Genomic DNA, 15,887 nt, shown 5'->3' with positions numbered 1-15,887 from the left:
TCTTACCGTCTGCTGTTGCGATCAGGGACGGTTTAAGCCAAGACTTCAAGATGAGCAATCAACGGCTCGTCAAGGGTTTGTACCTTATTAACCAGTAAGCGATTGACGTAAGCACGCAGCTGTTCAGCTTGCACTTCATTAGGAATATACATCTGCCCACCTGACTCAGTAACAGTTTTACTAAATAGCGGAGTTTGTAGCAGTGCACGATAGGTAGGTAAATCAGCAGTGCGATCGCAAATCAACCCTCGATCTGCCGCTGTCGGCACCAACCCAGGAGGTAAGTGGCCTTCTAACAGGGCCAAGATATGCAAGTGACAGGCTTGGGTATTGATACCGCGCTGTTCTAGCAAATGCATAATGGCTCCGACAGGCAACGGCTGCTGTGGAAAGACCCGTAGCAATTCCATAAGCAAAAAGTAATCGCTGTACTGCTGGCGCGTGACATTGAGCACCTGGGGATAGCGAGCCAGATTCACCAAGCCATAGGCAACACGGCTACAGCTATGGGGGAGCTCACTGGCATAGGTATCTTGAATGATCGTGGCATTGGGGAATTTTTGTCGCAGCCAACGGGCAATGGCTGGCAAAGATGCTGAACCACCAGTGCAAATCACCTGTTTAATGCCTTGGCTATCAACACTATGATGACTCAATAAAACATTCAGATAGCGATTAATGCGCTGAATGTAAGGCAAAAAGATGAGGTTCTCAAGATGACGGCGTTTAATTAACCAGTGCTTCCCAGCCAGGGTTATTTGCATTTGGTTTTGCTGCTGTAGGGTCAGCTTGAGATGACGTGCCGCCGCTAGCAAACTCTGGCCTAAACTAGAGCCTAACAAACGCTGCTGTAAGCTATAGCGCTGAGCCCAATCAACATGCCCCACCGCCGGTAGCGTTAGATTGTCGAACTGCTGCCAGTCCGCATCCTCTGCCAGATGGCCCTGCCAATCCCAGGCAATGGTTGCATCGGCTTCAGACAAAGGTTGCCAACGCTCTTCTGGCAATAGAAGCTGACAGACAATATCTTGGTCCAGGGCATCCCCTGCATAGGCAAAACCGCGCAGAGCAAAATCAGCATAGTTGAGATGAGTCAGATCCTTAGGGAGGCTAACTAAGCCTAATTCGGTCATAACGGCTCCGCCGCTGATGACCACGGTACCTTCCTGCCACTTACAGTTGTACAGGCTAGGTTGGCGCGATAGCGAAACTGTTTCTGTTAAAGATATTTCCTTGGGGTCTGGCAGGCCAGAAAGAATGGTTGCGATCGCATCCTCAACAAACACAATCTGCTCAGGTTGGTCAATCAACCCAGCGGCCAACACAGCTTCTCGTAGATTAAAGCTGTAAGTATCCGGCCAATTGGTAGGGTAACCAACGATGACTCCCTGCAATTTTTGCCAAATCTGCGCGAGACCCTCATCCTCTAAACCGACAGCCTGGCCTTGATCCACAACATATTTCAGGAGCGCCACCATCGCCTGTAAAACCTGCAGCATAGGTAACTCAACCGTATCGGACCAGCGTAACCAAGGATCAGAATTAGGGAGAGTTTGACCATGGCCTACGGCCACCTTGAGCAATGGCTTGAGACGATTAAGACCCACCAATTCTGCACCAGATTGATTGAGCAACCCCTCCAAATCTCCCAAGGCGTTATAGCCCACAGCCACGGTTTCCTGAGCTGCCGTCACAACCGCCATGGCGGGCAACCGAAAATGCTTAGTCTCTGGATCAGCGCCTTGGGCCTGCCAATAAATGGGATAAACCTGACCAGTTTGACGGTTCATGAGCACCGCAGACAGACCGGTTGAGCCCACATCCAGTCCCAAGAACCAATGCCCTTCCAGATCCATTGCAGACACTGGCTCGGGAGGCATAGTGATGGGTGCCTCTGGCATCTCAACCGCCTCTGACGTCTCAATGGTCGAGTCAGCAATGGGGTCAATCGTCATGCCCACATCTAAAAGTTCTGGCACTTCTGGTATCAGACCCTCAGGGGATACATCAGGGGATGTCTCAGGAGATATATCCGCATCTAGACCCAATGCCGCTAATGGGTCAACCGTCGCCTCCTCCTCTTCGCTCCCCGGCATGGCTTGATCAAGCGCTTCTAACTCGGGCACCGACTCTCCAAACAGCTCATCTAAGCCACCTAAATCAAGACTTTCCTCTGCCACCATTTCCTGACTTGGCAGAGGCAACTCCTCATCTAGTCTGAGTAAGCCATCTAAATCATCCACAGAAGATATCGAAGCAGCATCCAACGGCATATCAGTCACATCAGCCGCTTCCTCAGGTTCATCCAACATTTCTTCAATGTCTGCATCCGATACCTCCGGACCAGCCACTTGAGCCGCCAAGGATTGAGGGCGCTCCTCGTCAGCCATAGTCTGCCAAAAGGCTTCCTGTTCCTCTTGTAAAAAGTCATCGTCAACCGGTGGCACCGCATCTAGATCGTCATCATCCAAAGAATCCGGAGGTAAATCTGGCATCGAAGCTGAATCTAGATGCGGCTCCGTGGAATCTACAGTAGGCACGATTAAGGGGTCATCTGGCTGAATGACAGGCTCTTCCAAATCTGAGAGGATTTGATTAACCACCTCATCCGTAATCGGTTCTTGGGATAAAGCATTAGAGCGTTCGCTAAGACCACCCAGCTCATCAGCAAGAGAGTCAGTTAATCCATCATCAAAATCGTCAAAATCACTCAAATCATCGGTCATGGGCTCTGCCATTAGCCCCAAGAGATCTAAATCTTGAGAATTAGCTTCAGAACCTGTGGCTGTAGATGAGGTGATGGCAGCTACATCTAGCTCATTGGCCGATGGATCGTCAACATCATCATCTGTGGCAAACCCCTCAAATAGGTCAAACCCTGACCTTTCGTCACTGGGTGGTTGCACCAGCGAGGCAGCCGCTTCATCAACACTTTCAGCATCAGGTAGACTGGATGCTGAAAGCTCTGACGCCTCTATATCTATTGAAGCTACTGGCTCATCTTCGCCACCAGCCTCGGAGTCAGCATCAAAATCTAAATCCTCTAAATTTAGATCTCGAACAATGGTTTCTAACGTTGCTTGATCTAAGGGTTCAAGAGAGTCATCTTCCTCTACACCATAGTCATTGGCAAAGTTATCCCCTGCCAGTTTCTGTAGATCCTCATCCAGCTGCTCCACTAGTTTGCCATCATCAAAATCGATTAATAGGCGCTGCTCAGCCCCCGACTCCACCAGGTTGATTAAATCTTCATCCGCTGAGGCCGCAATATATACATCATCTGGAACATTCTCTGGGAACTCTTCAACAGCGCCTGAGGGTTGCTCATCGGGCAATAGATCGAACAAGGAAGCAACCGTATTGTCATCAGGCCCTTCGTCGTTCAGATCATTTTCATCATCAACCAGGCTATCGCCAAATATCGTTTCGACAGTTACCTCAGGAGTAGCTTCTTGGCTATCTTCCATGGGCCTGGTCATCGCTGATTCATCGCTACTTAGGTTATCCAATAGCTCCGAAGGTATTGCAGCACTATCGTCTCCTTCAGTCGAGGAACCCTCAGGTGAGGGGCGGGCAAATAGCCAATCATCAACTAACTGACCGGCAGCCGACATATCTGTCTCAGATGAGGGAGGCTCCGGAATAGCAATGGTCGTTGGGTCAAAGGTAGGTACATCATCGAAGGCCTCAGACCCTGAAACATCGTCAACGCCGACTGACTCCTCTGGGAATAGTGCTGCTGCCAAGCGATCAACAGTCTCCTCTTCTGAGGCTTCATCCACAACTACGTCAGATTCAACTGGTTCTTCTGGAAACAAGGCCGCGGCCAAGCGATCAACAGTCTCGGCTTCGGCCTCCTCTTCGTCGGTTTCCAAGCCTAAGTCGAGGTCTGTATCAAAATCAAAACTAAAGAGTTCGTTTTCAGCCTCTGCAGCCGCCAATCCGTCTTGATTGAGTTCATCACTGGCTTTGTCGCTGTCTATTAGTTCGCCACTGTCTGCGCCTAAAGCTAACAGTCTAAGATTTTCATCAATATCACCTAGGGGCAAGTCCAGGTTCAGTGAGTCAGAGCCGATGTCTACCCCTGCATCGTCAGAGGCCGCTGCAGGCGTTGCTTCTGTAGATGTTGAATCCTCGCTTAGCTCTATAACGTCGTCACTATCGACAAATGTGGCTTCAGGGGCCTCTTCGGAAGATGAGATTGCCTGCTCTAGAAATCCTAGCTCAGAGGTTTCGTCATCTTGAATCAACGTGATTTCCTCATCCAGATCAACCTGAATATCTGCAACCAATTCGTTATCGGCTTGGATAACGGTAATATCCTCGTCAATATCCCCATGAAAGGCCATAGCCTCCTCCAACAAGGCTTGCTCAGACAAGGTATCGGTTTGGATCAACGTAATGTCGTCGTCAAAGTCGTCTGCTGCTTCAGATGCGATCGCATCCTCAGGTAACACCAAGTCAGGATCAAGTTCCAGGGGAACAGTCACTGCATCCTCGGCAATGCTTTCCTCTAGTGACAAATTCTCTAAAGCCTGATCCAACTCATCTAGCTGGACAGCATCTAAATCAACCTCAGTTGTTACAGAATCCTCTGGGTCTTGCAACATTCCTTGGCGTTCAGCATCGGCGATATCACCAGCCAGGTAAGACGACGCATCCTGCCCCAGCTGTTGAGCCAGATGATTCACAAAGGCATGGAAAATCACTTCACCCTGCCGACCTAACCCATGCATTTGATCCAGACCATCTTCCAGGGACTCACGGTAGCTATCAACGCTCTTTTGCAGAGAATCAAATACCGCTGTCAAAGTACTATCTAGCTTTAGTAGCAGCTGATCCGATTGCGCCTGTAGCAATCGCACCTGTTCCAGCCGCTGCCCTGTTAATAAGGGTGCTGGTTCATCCGTTGTTGCTAATTGCTCCAAGGTCGCCGCTTCCATAGCAGCAAAGCTCTGCACCATCTGCGCTGATAGCTGCTCCTGTAGACGCTGCATTAAGGTCTCTAAAAATGCAGCAATCTGCTCCTCGGACTGTAATGGAGTCGTAACCCGTTGCGCTTCTAAAACGTTAATCTCTGCCTGCAAACTATCCCGCTTCTGCTGAAGTGTCTCTAACTCCTGACGCATAGGTTTCAGAGAGTTGTCTCTGAGATAGCGCATCTCCAGCAGGAGTCCTTGCAACACTTGGGACGCAGACTCCTCCACATCTGAGGAGCCAGCCTGTGGCGAGACAAACTGACCGGTTTCTGGGTCAATTGGCCCCCACCCCCCTGGCGAATCAAAGGTCTGCTGCAGGGATTGTAAGTAGCTGAACAACTTACTCAGAAGCTGGCGCTGCCGCTCAGCTTCTCCTGACAAACCCAACGGCAAACGGGAAGCTGGTTTGGCCAGGGTAGCTTCAATTTCAGTAATAAGACGTTGGATTTGATCCTTTTGAGAAGTCACAGTGCGGCCTTTCAACAACAAACTCTGCAGGGTGGAGAATATTCAGTTCGAATACGAACAGAACCGCTTCTACCAACGGAATGCCCAAAGTGTAAAGCAGGCTGGCTTAAAAATCACAATTTCCTCCTATCTACAGACTTATAGGGAAAAATCCTGACGAAGCCATCGTGGCTTATGTATATCAAAATGGCTGTAACACCTACAGATGGATGCCATCCTAATCGATGCACCCAGACCTAACGCCCCAGTTGTGAAGTTACGTTAACCGTTTTTTGACGTTAGGGGGATGGTGCATTCGTGCTGTACCCTAATTTAGGCAAACCAGAGTCAAATTAAAAACAAACTAATCCTGCATGTTTCGGTAAGGTAACGTTTTAACGATTAAGCTATGGGTTGATATAAAGAGCCTAAAACTTTAGCGTCTGGGATCGTAGCCTCTAGTGTTTACTGAATATTCCCAGATATCATTGAGGTCTTGCGGGTTTTAGCCATTCTCTTAGCAAGCTAAGAATTTCCAAAGCCTGCAACTAACTGGTCTATAGCCAGAAAACTAGCCTCTACCGTTGATTTTTTATCGTCATAATTGAGTCCACCCAACCGTGGCTTCTCCCCCTATGGATAGTAGATACGGTGCCCGAGATAATTCAGCTAGCGAAAGTCTGATTGTAGCGGCCCCCTTTTTCAAGGACTTACCTGAAGCTACGGTTAAACAAGCAACCGCCCAGATCGTGACGCGCCGCCACCCTGCGGGCCAAGTGTTGCTGTTGGAAAATGACTGGGGCAACTCGGTTTATTTCATTTTGGATGGATGGGTCAAAATTCGCACTTATAACCTTGATGGGAAAGAAGTCACCTTAAACATTTTGGGTAAAGGTGAATTATTTGGTGAAATGGCTCCCTTAGAAGAAGTGCCACGATCGACAGATGTTATTACGCTGGCAACCACGATGATTGGCAGCATGCCAGCCCAAGATTTTGTTAGCCTACTTAACACTGAGCCTCAAGCAGGCATTCGGCTAGCGAAGTTAATGGCACGACGGTTACGTCAGGTGAACCGTCGACTGCGATTGCGAGAATCCGATAGCCAATCCCGCGTTGCCGATGTTTTACTGTTTCTGGCAGACGGACAGGGGACCCTCGGCTCCCAGGGGGTAGAAATTCCTAACCTGCCCCATCGTGAGCTCAGCAGCTTGAGCGGATTAGCCAGGGAAACTGTAACTCGTGTGCTCAGCAAACTTGAAAAGAAGGGGCTGATTAATCGGGAACGGGACGTGATTCGTATCCCTTCGATCGATGCCCTAGACCGCCTACTTGTCTAGCCATCCTGCTTATCTAACGATTAAAATTTTGGTTAGGAGTTCATTCTCAACACTATGGGGCAGCCAGAGGATTATCAGGCAGAGGCACAATCGCCGGATTTGCCTGAAAACAGCAACTCCACAAACTTTGACGACATTGATCTAGATAGCCCTTGGATAGAAGATGAGGATGAACCCCGTGTTCCTCCTATCATGCGGAAAGCCATGACGCCCCCTAGTGATAAAGGGCCTGTTGCCATGGTTGAAACTGCTTTTTTGGCAAGTGCTGCCAGCCTGATGTGGTTGATCAATCTCTATTTTCCACCCGGTCCATTGCTGCGCATTTTATTTCCGGTGCCGATTGCCATCGTATACCTGCGTCAGAATTGTCGCTCTGCATGGATGACGACATTGGTATCCGGTTTACTACTCGCGATTTTGCTTGGGCCGCCCCGCAGTCTTTTATACGTTATTCCTTATGGTTTACTAGGTGTGCAGCTGGGGTATCACTGGCGACATCAAACCTCATGGTTAATTTCACTACCCATAGGAGCATTCATCGTTACGTTAGGTATTTTCTTTCGGATCTGGCTGTTGTCATGGATGGCTGGTGAGGACCTTTGGGGATATCTTGTTGCTCAGGTCATCCAGCTGACTGACTGGATTACTAATCGCTTACTAGATTTTGGCCTGCTAGGATTTGGAGCTAGCGGCCAACTAAGCCCAGGCATTATTCAAATTGTGGCCATATCTATGGTGTTCTTTAGTAGCATTGTCTATCTCTTTACCGTACATTTGACCGCATGGCTTTTGCTAGAGCGGATGGGGATCGCCATACCCTCACCTCCCCAATGGGTACAGCAAATTCTTGAGGAGTAGATTTACACTCCTACCATGCCGCTTGATTCGTGCCATTCTTACCCCCTAATTGCCCACCACAGCAACACTGGAATTACCCAGCAGTGGCAACGGCGATATCAAGGACAAAGGCCCTGCTATATATGTGTTTTAGGATTTACTGAAACAGCATTAGTTACGGGCATTTCAGCAGCGGGTAATAGCCCTCAAGCACGGATGATGACAGCGGTAGCTGATGCTGAATTTATCTATGAAGGACCGAGTTCAGTTCCCCAGTATCCGCTACCTCCGCTGACGGCAGGCGTATCGCCAGCCTTACTCACACGGGCAGTGATCACAGGTCAGACCCTACCTGTGTATTTATTTAATGCGGGGCTGCCCCATACTCCCAGCGTTCCTCACATAGATTTAGGATGTGGAGCTATTGCTCGCTGTGTTAGTTCTGGGCAGGCCCTCCCACCTGATAGTGTCAGGTCACTCTTTAATGCGGGGCTGAAATGGGGTGAAACCTTGGGACGTCGCTTTGCCCATAGTTATCTCATCATTGGCGAATGCGTTGTGGCAGGCACCACAACCGCCCAAGCCGTGTTAACAGCACTCGGGTTTAATGTTGCTGGATTGATGGGGAGCAGCCACCTGACCTGTAATCACGATCAAAAAGCTGCACTGATTAAAACAGGCTTGATGGCAAAACCTCTGGACAGTGAGCAGTGGAGTATATGGGATGCGATCGCAGCTGTCGGCGATCCAATGCAGCCATTTGTCTTGGGAATGACCATAGCCGCCAGCCACCACAGCGGTGTGCTGCTCGCTGGCGGCAGCCAAATGATTGCTATTTACACAATGCTACAAAAGCTAGGCCATCAATACCCATGGAACTTAAACAATGTCGTTATCGGGACAACTCAGTGGATCGTGAAAGATGCGACTAGTAAATTTCTGACACTAGCCCACACCGTTCCAACACCCCCCATCATGAGTAGTCAGTTCTCTTTCAAACAATCACGCTACCAGCAATTCAACTTGTTTGAACAAGGGTATGTCAAGGAAGGTGTAGGAGCAGGGGGCTGTCTAATTGCAGGACATTTATATCAATCCTGGCAACAAGCTCAAACCTTAAACGCTATGGAAGCATTGCTAGAAAGCTGCCTTCAAATATCCGCACCACCACCCACGGCTCAGTGATGCGATCTCATTCAACCTAGCAACTTCCGACCCTACCCATAGCATTCACTACGATTTAATGTGCCCGATAGGCTAACAGCTGTTCCTCTAACGCAGCAATACGGTTATAAGCAGCCGTTAACTGAGCCGTCAACCGCTGAACTTGAATCTCGGGAGATAGCGACTGATTACCCGTCAACTGATCAAGACCGAAGTGGGGTTCATCATTCAAAATGTCCTTATGGTCAAAGGCTTCGTCTAAGCCGTTAGCCACCATCCGTGCAGGAGGACTAACACCAAATTTAGGCCGACTACTGCCATCGCTAACCGCATCCTGGTGCACTAACAGGTTCGACACTTTGCAGTCTATTTGCTCAAGGAGCTGATGCAAGGTATCGACCCGATTTGATAAATGCACTACTTTTTCTGGAGCAATATCCATGAGCTAGCAAATCCTCAAATAACCCCTTCATCCTAAGAACGCCTAACCAATGAAGAGAGCTTATTACTTATTGATTTAACCTTTTGTTGTCAAGTTTGAAATCATAAAGAGATGAAATAAAAATCTTAGATTTTAATCTATTGTTCTTTACACTTTCCCCACAATGTCAGGTGATCTATATAAAAACGGGGAGATTCTATGAAACCGTGCCATACTGTAGCGAAAGTACACTTCCCAGGTGCATTTCTTCCTGATATTAAGGTTGTCACCAGCTATATAGCTTTTAGACGGTTATCAGGTACTTAATAAAGTACTTAATAATTAGATTTCAATTACGTTTTTAGTACGCCTTTATCGAATTCATAGGGTATACTACCCATGCCATAATGTACATTGAAGCGTACATTTCCAGTCAGTGGATTTGATCAGGGGTGTTGCATTACTAAACGCATTTAAGAAAACCATTTTCGAATAAAGGTTTTCCTTTAATCGCGTGCGGTAGTATAGGTAGACCTTGACACCATAGCCTAGATAACCTCTATGGGTGTAGGGTCGTCCAGCAAGATGTTTGAACGTCGTCCAGCAAGATGTTTAAACACGGAAATAGACCGCAAACGTTAGTTTTAACCGATGCCGTAGGCCGTGACAGAGCTCAATAATAGTCGTGAACTGTCGGGGGCAGTTGTTAATTAATGTCACCCAAATCATCTATGACTGATACCACTGCGTTCGTTGCTGGGTGTGCAACGACCGGGGTAGCCGTTTTAGTATTGCTATTAGCACGAGTTGGGTTTCAGACATCCTCCCCCGAAACACAATCCAGCTCCACGACGTTAGAGGACGTGGTTCCGGTCCCTCAGTCACCGATACAGACAGTTAATGAGGGTCTCAATGAAGACATTAAAGAAGAGCTAGATCGACAGCGCGACTTAACCGCCAAGCTAGAGAACCAGCTAGTGCAGCAAGAAATGCTGGCTCGCAACTTAGAGAATCAACTCAAGCAGCAGCAGGAAGAAACACGGGCAGTTCTGTCACAGCTCAGGGAATATCAGCGTTCGGTCGATACCCTTTCTTTCCAAAATGGTCAGCTAGCTGCGGCCCAGTCTGAGCGAAACACATCCAATAGTAGTAATAATATTCAAACCACCCTGTTATGGATTGGTGGTGGCCTATTACTAGTAATGGTTGCAGGCGGGGGCGTCATTATCCTCTGCATGATTTTAATTTCGGGACGTCGCCGTGAGGAACGCACCGTTCCAGTGGTATACCCTTTCCAAATGCCCGTTCCCCCCGCTGGCTATCGGTACTACGAGCAAGAGTTTCTACCACCGCCCGTTCGTCCTAAACGAGCTAATGCCACCTATTACGACGTGGACTAGGCTAGGTATAGGAGTTTTGAATCGTTAAAGGCGGCACCCAGATTCGAACTGGGGATAAAGGATTTGCAATCCTCTGCCTTACCACTTGGCCATGCCGCCGAATTGCCGAACTTAAATATATCAAATTCTCGTCGCGTTCTAACCTAGATTCGCCATTAAAGGCTACTTTTCTTTTACAACAAGAAAAGTAGGTCCACAAATATCACCTCACTTTAACAAGCAGCTGTTGAATCATCCGGTTGGCTTGCGATGCATAACCACCGCCAAATAGATTGAAGTGATTGAGTATGTGATAAAGGTTATAAAGAATTTTACGTGTGGGATAGCCCTCTGACAGCGGATAAACTACCTCATAGGCATCGTAAAAGTCCCTTGGGAAACTGCCAAACAGCTCTGTCATTGCCAGATCGACTTCGCGATCGCCATAGTACGTAGCCGGGTCAAAAATCACCGGTTCACCTGCCGTTGTAATCGCCGCATTCCCAGACCACAAATCTCCATGCACCAGCGATGGCATGGGATCATGACCAGCCAACAGCTCAGGCAAAGCCGCTAGCAGCGCATCCTGCTGAGGAAAAGCCCTCCCCCGTCGTTGAGCCAGACGAAACTGATACCCCAACCGCTGATCTCGCCAGAACACTAGCCAGCTTTCCTGCCAGTCATTGGGTTGATGAGTTTCACCAATGGTATTGATACGGTGCCAGCCAAACCCCAAGTCGCTAGATATGCGATGCATGGCTGCCAAATGTTGCCCCATGGTTGCCCAGGCTGCGCCACGACTCCCCAGATCTAACCATTCCATTGCAATGTAGGAATTTGCTCCGGCCAATCCACAACAAACTGGCTGCGGTACCCGAATAGTCTGGCTGTTATACATTTCCTTGAGGCCATCCAGCTCAGCCTCAAACATGGCCAGTTTGCTAGCCTGATTCAACTTTACAAAAAATGTAGTTTGGCCATCGCTTAAACCATAGGCCTGGTTGATACACCCTCCGCCAACAGATCGTGTCCGCTCTACCCGAAAGGACTGACCAGTCACGCGACTAATCTGAGCCGCAATCTCAGACCACACCTCAGCCATACCCTCTATCTCGAAACACTACAATTATTCTCCACCCAAGCAAATGGTTAAGGTCAGCCCCCTCAATCCCTAACTACACCCCCAAGACAATACCCAGTGAATGTCCTACTCCCTGGCGCAGCGAACGCACTTATTAACGCATTTATTATCTAATTAGCCTCTGGATACAACCTCAACACGCCATAGGCATCAATGGGCAAATAGCGCTGTACGGCAGCTTGAACGGTCTCTGCATTAATTGTTTTAATAGCCGTTGGATAGTTCAGTGCATTTTCAATATCGCCTGTCATTGCGTGGTAATAGCCATACATGCTGGCGCGATCGCTAGAGGTTTCATTACCAAACACATAACGATTAGCTACCTGGGTCCGCACTCGGCTGAGCTCAGCCCCACTGACTGGTTCCTCATGAAGACACTGAATATGTTCTAAGATTGCCGCTTCAACCGTATCTAGCTGCTCAATCGCCAAATTAGCAGAGATATAAAACACTCCCTGCTCACCATAGGTAATGTTACTGGTGGAAATACTATTCACTAAGGCTCGAGTTTCCCGTAAATCCTGAACCAAGCGAGTGGTGCGCCCCTGACCCAAGATTGAGGCTAGAACATCTAATGCATAGGTTTCAGACAGTTGTCGTAACCCGGGTACGCGCCAGCTCATTACTAAGCGAGCCTGCTGTAGCGTTGCGTCGGCGTAATCAACCCGCGCAATCGATTCAAAGGGAGATTCAGGCGTACTGGCTGGCACACCTTCCAAGGGGCCTGTCAAAGCTTGTTGACGACGATTCGCTAAAGCCTGCTCAAAACTCTGTTCCACAATAGAAATTAGCTGATCGGTGGGCAAATCGCCCACAACCACAGCCGTCATATTTTGAGGTTGATACCAACGCCGGTGGAAATCTCGCATCTGCTCAGCAGATAGCTGCTCAATCACTGATGCTGGCCCTAAAACAGTGCGCCGATAAGGAAGCTGCTCAAAATTTAAGGCCATGGAGTGCTGAAATACACGCCGCCTGGGATTATCTTCTGAGCGACGGATTTCTTCTAAGATGACGGGCCGCTCACGTTCAAAATCGCCGTCATGCAGCTTGGCATTGAGCAAAAGTTCCACCTGGAGCGGAGCTAGCTTCGCAAAATCCTTGGGAGCCGTCGTAATGTAGTAATGAGTATAGTCCTGACTGGTGGCAGCATTGGTAATTGCCCCACGCTCCTCAATCAAGCGCTCAAATTCTCCACATTGAAGTTGAGGCGTACCCTTGAAAATCATGTGCTCCAGAAAATGAGCCATACCATTGATGGCATCAGACTCTACCCGAGAACCTACCCCCAGCCAAATATTCAGGTTGACAGCAGCCGTCGGCATTTGCTCAGCAATAATCGTTAGACCATTAGCTAAGCGTTTTACAACGGGTTGATTAGTAATTTCAGAGAAAACCGACGTTGTAACCATGGGCAAGCTAAAATTTCGTGATATTTCTATTTTTTTATTCTAGTCATCTAGATACAGTAAAGTCTGGGTAAAAACAACCAAGGGAAACTTTTATGGGCACTTGGATCAAGGAAACGGATAAGGCTATCTATCTGATGCAGGGGGGGTACTACATCTCCAAAATCTCCAAATATCCTTCTAAGTCAAACCCTAACGAAAAAGTGCTCAATATTAGTGGCATGAAATCGTGGTTTAGACGAGCTGATTCCCCCCGAGGAATGACAGTTTCCCAAACTGGACCGGAGCCTAAGCCCATGCCAAGGCAAGTGGCTCCCCCCACCAGTCCCCCCACCAGTGGCGGCGGTAGCAGCACAAGACAAACGAATGCCAGCGGTGTAGGTTTGATCAAATCGTTTGAAGGGTTAAGGCTCAAGGCCTATCAAGATGCTGTTGGCGTATGGACCATTGGCTATGGCACCACCCGAGGTGTAAAACCAGGGCAGGAAATTACTGAGGCACAAGCCGAGGCATTACTTAAAACTGATTTAGACAGATTTGAGAAAGCCGTTAATCAAGCCGTCCGCGTATCAATTAATGACAATCAGTTTGCAGCCATTGTATCGTTTACCTATAACGTGGGCTCTGGCGCTCTGCGGAGCTCTACCTTGCTGAAGAAGCTTAATCGTCGTGATATCTATGGAGCTGCTAACGAGTTCCCTCGTTGGAATCGTGCTGGTGGTAGAGTATTGGCTGGTTTAACTCGGCGGCGGAATGCTGAGAGGGCCCTATTTTTAGGACAAGACTATCGACGTTTTCTATAAGACTAAGTGCAGCGTCCGTTTCCCCGTTGGTTTATTCCCTATGCGTTTTTAACACCAGCGTTACTGGTGCTCGGTTTGACTGTCTTTTGGCCAGCGCTACAGGCGTTTTACTTAAGTTTTACTGAGTATGGCTATGACATCACTCAGCCTCCCCGATGGGTCGGGTGGGCTAATTTTGTGCGTCTATGGCAGGACGAAACGTTTTGGCAAACCCTGGGTAATACATTGGTTTATCTGATTGGCGTAGTGCCCATACTTGCGATCGCACCCCTGATCCTAGCCATTCTAGTCAACCAGAAACTCAAGGGCATGAATTGGTTTCGCGTAGCCTATTACACCCCAGTCGTCATCTCTATGGTGGTCGCTGGCATCGCTTGGCGCTGGCTCTATGCCGAAACCGGACTATTTAATCAGGTACTGTCCAGCTTAATCGGGCAGACTATCCGCATTCCCTGGTTGACCAGCCCTAATCTGGCACTATTTAGCGTCATGGCAGTCACCATTTGGAAGGGATTAGGTTACTACATGGTGATCTACCTGGCCGGCCTACAGGGCATTCCAGTAGATCTCTACGAAGCTGCTGCCATCGACGGTTCTGACCGCTGGCAAAAACACTGGGATATCACTCTGCCACTAATGAGTCCCTACATGTTTCTTGTGGCAGTGATTTCCGCTATATCAGCGACTAAGGTATTCGAAGAAATTTACATCATGACCCAAGGGGGACCCCGTAGTAGCTCGAAAACTGTCGTTTACTACGTCTATGAGCAAGCGTTTGTAGACCTCGAGATGAGCTATGCCTGCACTATTGGCTTGGTACTTTTCATCCTAATCTTGACCCTGTCTCTTATCCGACTTCGCATCGCTCCCGAACAAGATACAAAGACATTACTTTAAAACTCTACAACGCTTCAGAAAAAGCAACACCTCTGGTTTCTACCGCATCCACACCATCGACAGAGAGGGCTAAGTCAACAATTTTACTGAGCTTATACGGAGAGCCTAGTTGACCACTTAAAACCACAACGCGCCCACGCTGGCGGACTTTCAAGCGTTCTACAGAATTATCCACATAGTTGCTTAGACAGTGGGACACTCGCTTAGATAAACCATAATAATCAAACTCCCCATGCAAACCGATCCGTTCTGGTGGAATAGAAGAGAACCAACGACATCGACCAACTTCACTATCAGATAGCTCGCAGGTCCTATATCCGCCACCTAGAGTAGTTACAACAGCCACGCCATTCATAAGCCACCTTGACACCCTACTTGGTTACCATCAAATACGTTGCATCCGCTTTTCTTATGCACCTCGATCACCAGGCTATTAATGAAAAGCGCTGAAGCGTGCATTAACGCATAACAATTTTGCAGAATCCGGATAACACTCGCTTATAAATTTTAGAAAATACTTAGGGTGGATTATGTGTTCCTAGAAACTTTTTAACACAACTGCGCCCTAGGCCTTCACAAGCAGTACTACAGCATAGGCTGCGATTCCTTCTTCACGTCCAGTAGGGCCTAGTTTTTCATTGGTCGTCGCTTTGATACCAATCTGGTCGGTTGCGACTGCCAACCGTGCAGCCAAAGATTGTTGCATCGCCGCAATATGTGGCTTCAGCTTAGGCTTTTCAGCAACCACCACTGTGTCCAAATTGCCAATGCTCCACCCTCGCTCTTTTACCATTTGGTAAATTTGGTCCAACAGCATCAAGCTATCAGCGCCCTTCCATTTAGGGTCAGTGGGGGGAAAATAGAGACCGATATCACCCAAGCTTAAGGCCCCCAGCATGGCATCCATAATTGCATGGGTTAGCACATCAGCATCGCTATGACCCAACAACCCTAACGTGTGAGGAATGGTGACACCACCTAAAATCAAGGGTCGCTCTGGACCTAAGCGGTGAATGTCATAGCCATTACCAATGCGAACACCCATGGAAAACTCCTTAGTGACTATCAAT

12 protein-coding genes and 1 tRNA gene are annotated in these 15,887 nt (G+C 48.4%); 6 read left to right on the top strand and 7 right to left on the bottom strand.

All coding sequences use genetic code 11. The annotated features are described in order from the left end of the window. Window positions 1-32: 32 nt before the first annotated feature. Complete coding sequence (locus tag DXZ20_RS29560; RefSeq protein WP_163702591.1) at window positions 33-5,447, bottom strand: hypothetical protein; 5,415 nt, start codon at window positions 5,445-5,447, stop codon at window positions 33-35. Between the two features lie 614 nt (window positions 5,448-6,061). On the opposite strand from DXZ20_RS29560, the gene DXZ20_RS29555 reads away from it, so the two are divergent. From DXZ20_RS29555 to cobT, 3 genes are read left to right on the top strand one after another with little or no spacing between them, the layout of a single operon-like run. Beyond that, complete coding sequence (locus DXZ20_RS29555) at window positions 6,062-6,766, top strand: Crp/Fnr family transcriptional regulator (protein ID WP_006516227.1); 705 nt, start codon at window positions 6,062-6,064, stop codon at window positions 6,764-6,766. A 54-nt stretch (window positions 6,767-6,820) separates the two neighbouring features. Next, window positions 6,821-7,624 carry a DUF2232 domain-containing protein gene (locus tag DXZ20_RS29550; RefSeq protein ID WP_163662453.1) on the top strand — a complete coding sequence of 268 codons (804 nt, stop codon included), beginning with the start codon at window positions 6,821-6,823 and terminating at the stop codon, window positions 7,622-7,624. Window positions 7,625-7,639: 15 nt separating this feature from the next. Continuing rightward, entirely contained in the window at window positions 7,640-8,788 is a 1,149-nt protein-coding gene (gene cobT / locus DXZ20_RS29545) for a nicotinate mononucleotide-dependent phosphoribosyltransferase CobT (RefSeq protein WP_163702590.1), read from the top strand. A 55-nt stretch (window positions 8,789-8,843) separates the two neighbouring features. Here the strand turns inward: cobT and DXZ20_RS29540 are convergent, their stop codons facing one another. After that, window positions 8,844-9,209 (bottom strand): hypothetical protein, encoded by a 366-nt coding sequence (locus DXZ20_RS29540; protein ID WP_163662457.1) that lies wholly within the window; start codon window positions 9,207-9,209, stop codon window positions 8,844-8,846. A gap of 710 nt (window positions 9,210-9,919) precedes the next feature. Between DXZ20_RS29540 and DXZ20_RS29535 the strand changes: the two genes are divergently transcribed. Continuing rightward, on the top strand, window positions 9,920-10,588 hold the full coding sequence (locus DXZ20_RS29535) for a hypothetical protein (RefSeq protein WP_163702589.1): 669 nt from the start codon (window positions 9,920-9,922) through the stop codon (window positions 10,586-10,588). 28 nt (window positions 10,589-10,616) lie between these two features. Here DXZ20_RS29535 and DXZ20_RS29530 read toward each other — a convergent pair. From DXZ20_RS29530 to DXZ20_RS29520, 3 genes are all read right to left on the bottom strand, one after another. Beyond that, a tRNA-Cys gene (locus DXZ20_RS29530) sits at window positions 10,617-10,687 on the bottom strand. A 103-nt stretch (window positions 10,688-10,790) separates the two neighbouring features. Beyond that, a complete protein-coding gene (locus DXZ20_RS29525; RefSeq protein ID WP_250565970.1) occupies window positions 10,791-11,669 on the bottom strand; it encodes a fructosamine kinase family protein in 879 nt (292 codons plus the stop codon). A 149-nt stretch (window positions 11,670-11,818) separates the two neighbouring features. After that, window positions 11,819-13,120, bottom strand: a complete 1,302-nt coding sequence (locus tag DXZ20_RS29520; RefSeq protein ID WP_163702588.1) for a M16 family metallopeptidase — start codon at window positions 13,118-13,120, stop codon at window positions 11,819-11,821. A 92-nt stretch (window positions 13,121-13,212) separates the two neighbouring features. Here DXZ20_RS29520 and DXZ20_RS29515 point away from each other — a divergent pair, with 92 nt between their 5' ends. Together DXZ20_RS29515 and DXZ20_RS29510 are read left to right on the top strand one after the other, a co-directional pair. Further along, window positions 13,213-13,920: a lysozyme gene (locus tag DXZ20_RS29515; RefSeq protein ID WP_250564876.1), complete on the top strand. Its 708-nt coding sequence runs from the start codon at window positions 13,213-13,215 to the stop codon at window positions 13,918-13,920. Between the two features lie 6 nt (window positions 13,921-13,926). Beyond that, a complete protein-coding gene (locus tag DXZ20_RS29510; protein ID WP_163702587.1) occupies window positions 13,927-14,817 on the top strand; it encodes an ABC transporter permease subunit in 891 nt (296 codons plus the stop codon). Between the two features lie 4 nt (window positions 14,818-14,821). On the opposite strand, the gene DXZ20_RS29505 is transcribed toward DXZ20_RS29510, so the two are convergent. Continuing rightward, window positions 14,822-15,163, bottom strand: a complete 342-nt coding sequence (locus tag DXZ20_RS29505) for a BON domain-containing protein (protein WP_163662466.1) — start codon at window positions 15,161-15,163, stop codon at window positions 14,822-14,824. A gap of 219 nt (window positions 15,164-15,382) precedes the next feature. Continuing rightward, complete coding sequence (ispF, locus tag DXZ20_RS29500) at window positions 15,383-15,862, bottom strand: 2-C-methyl-D-erythritol 2,4-cyclodiphosphate synthase (protein ID WP_163702586.1); 480 nt, start codon at window positions 15,860-15,862, stop codon at window positions 15,383-15,385. Between the last annotated feature and the right edge of the window lie 25 nt (window positions 15,863-15,887).

It is taken from the genome of Adonisia turfae CCMR0081 (assembly GCF_011009555.1).
Lineage (GTDB): Bacteria > Cyanobacteriota > Cyanobacteriia > Phormidesmidales > Phormidesmidaceae > Leptothoe > Leptothoe turfae.
This window is presented reverse-complemented; position numbering and strand designations above follow the sequence as displayed.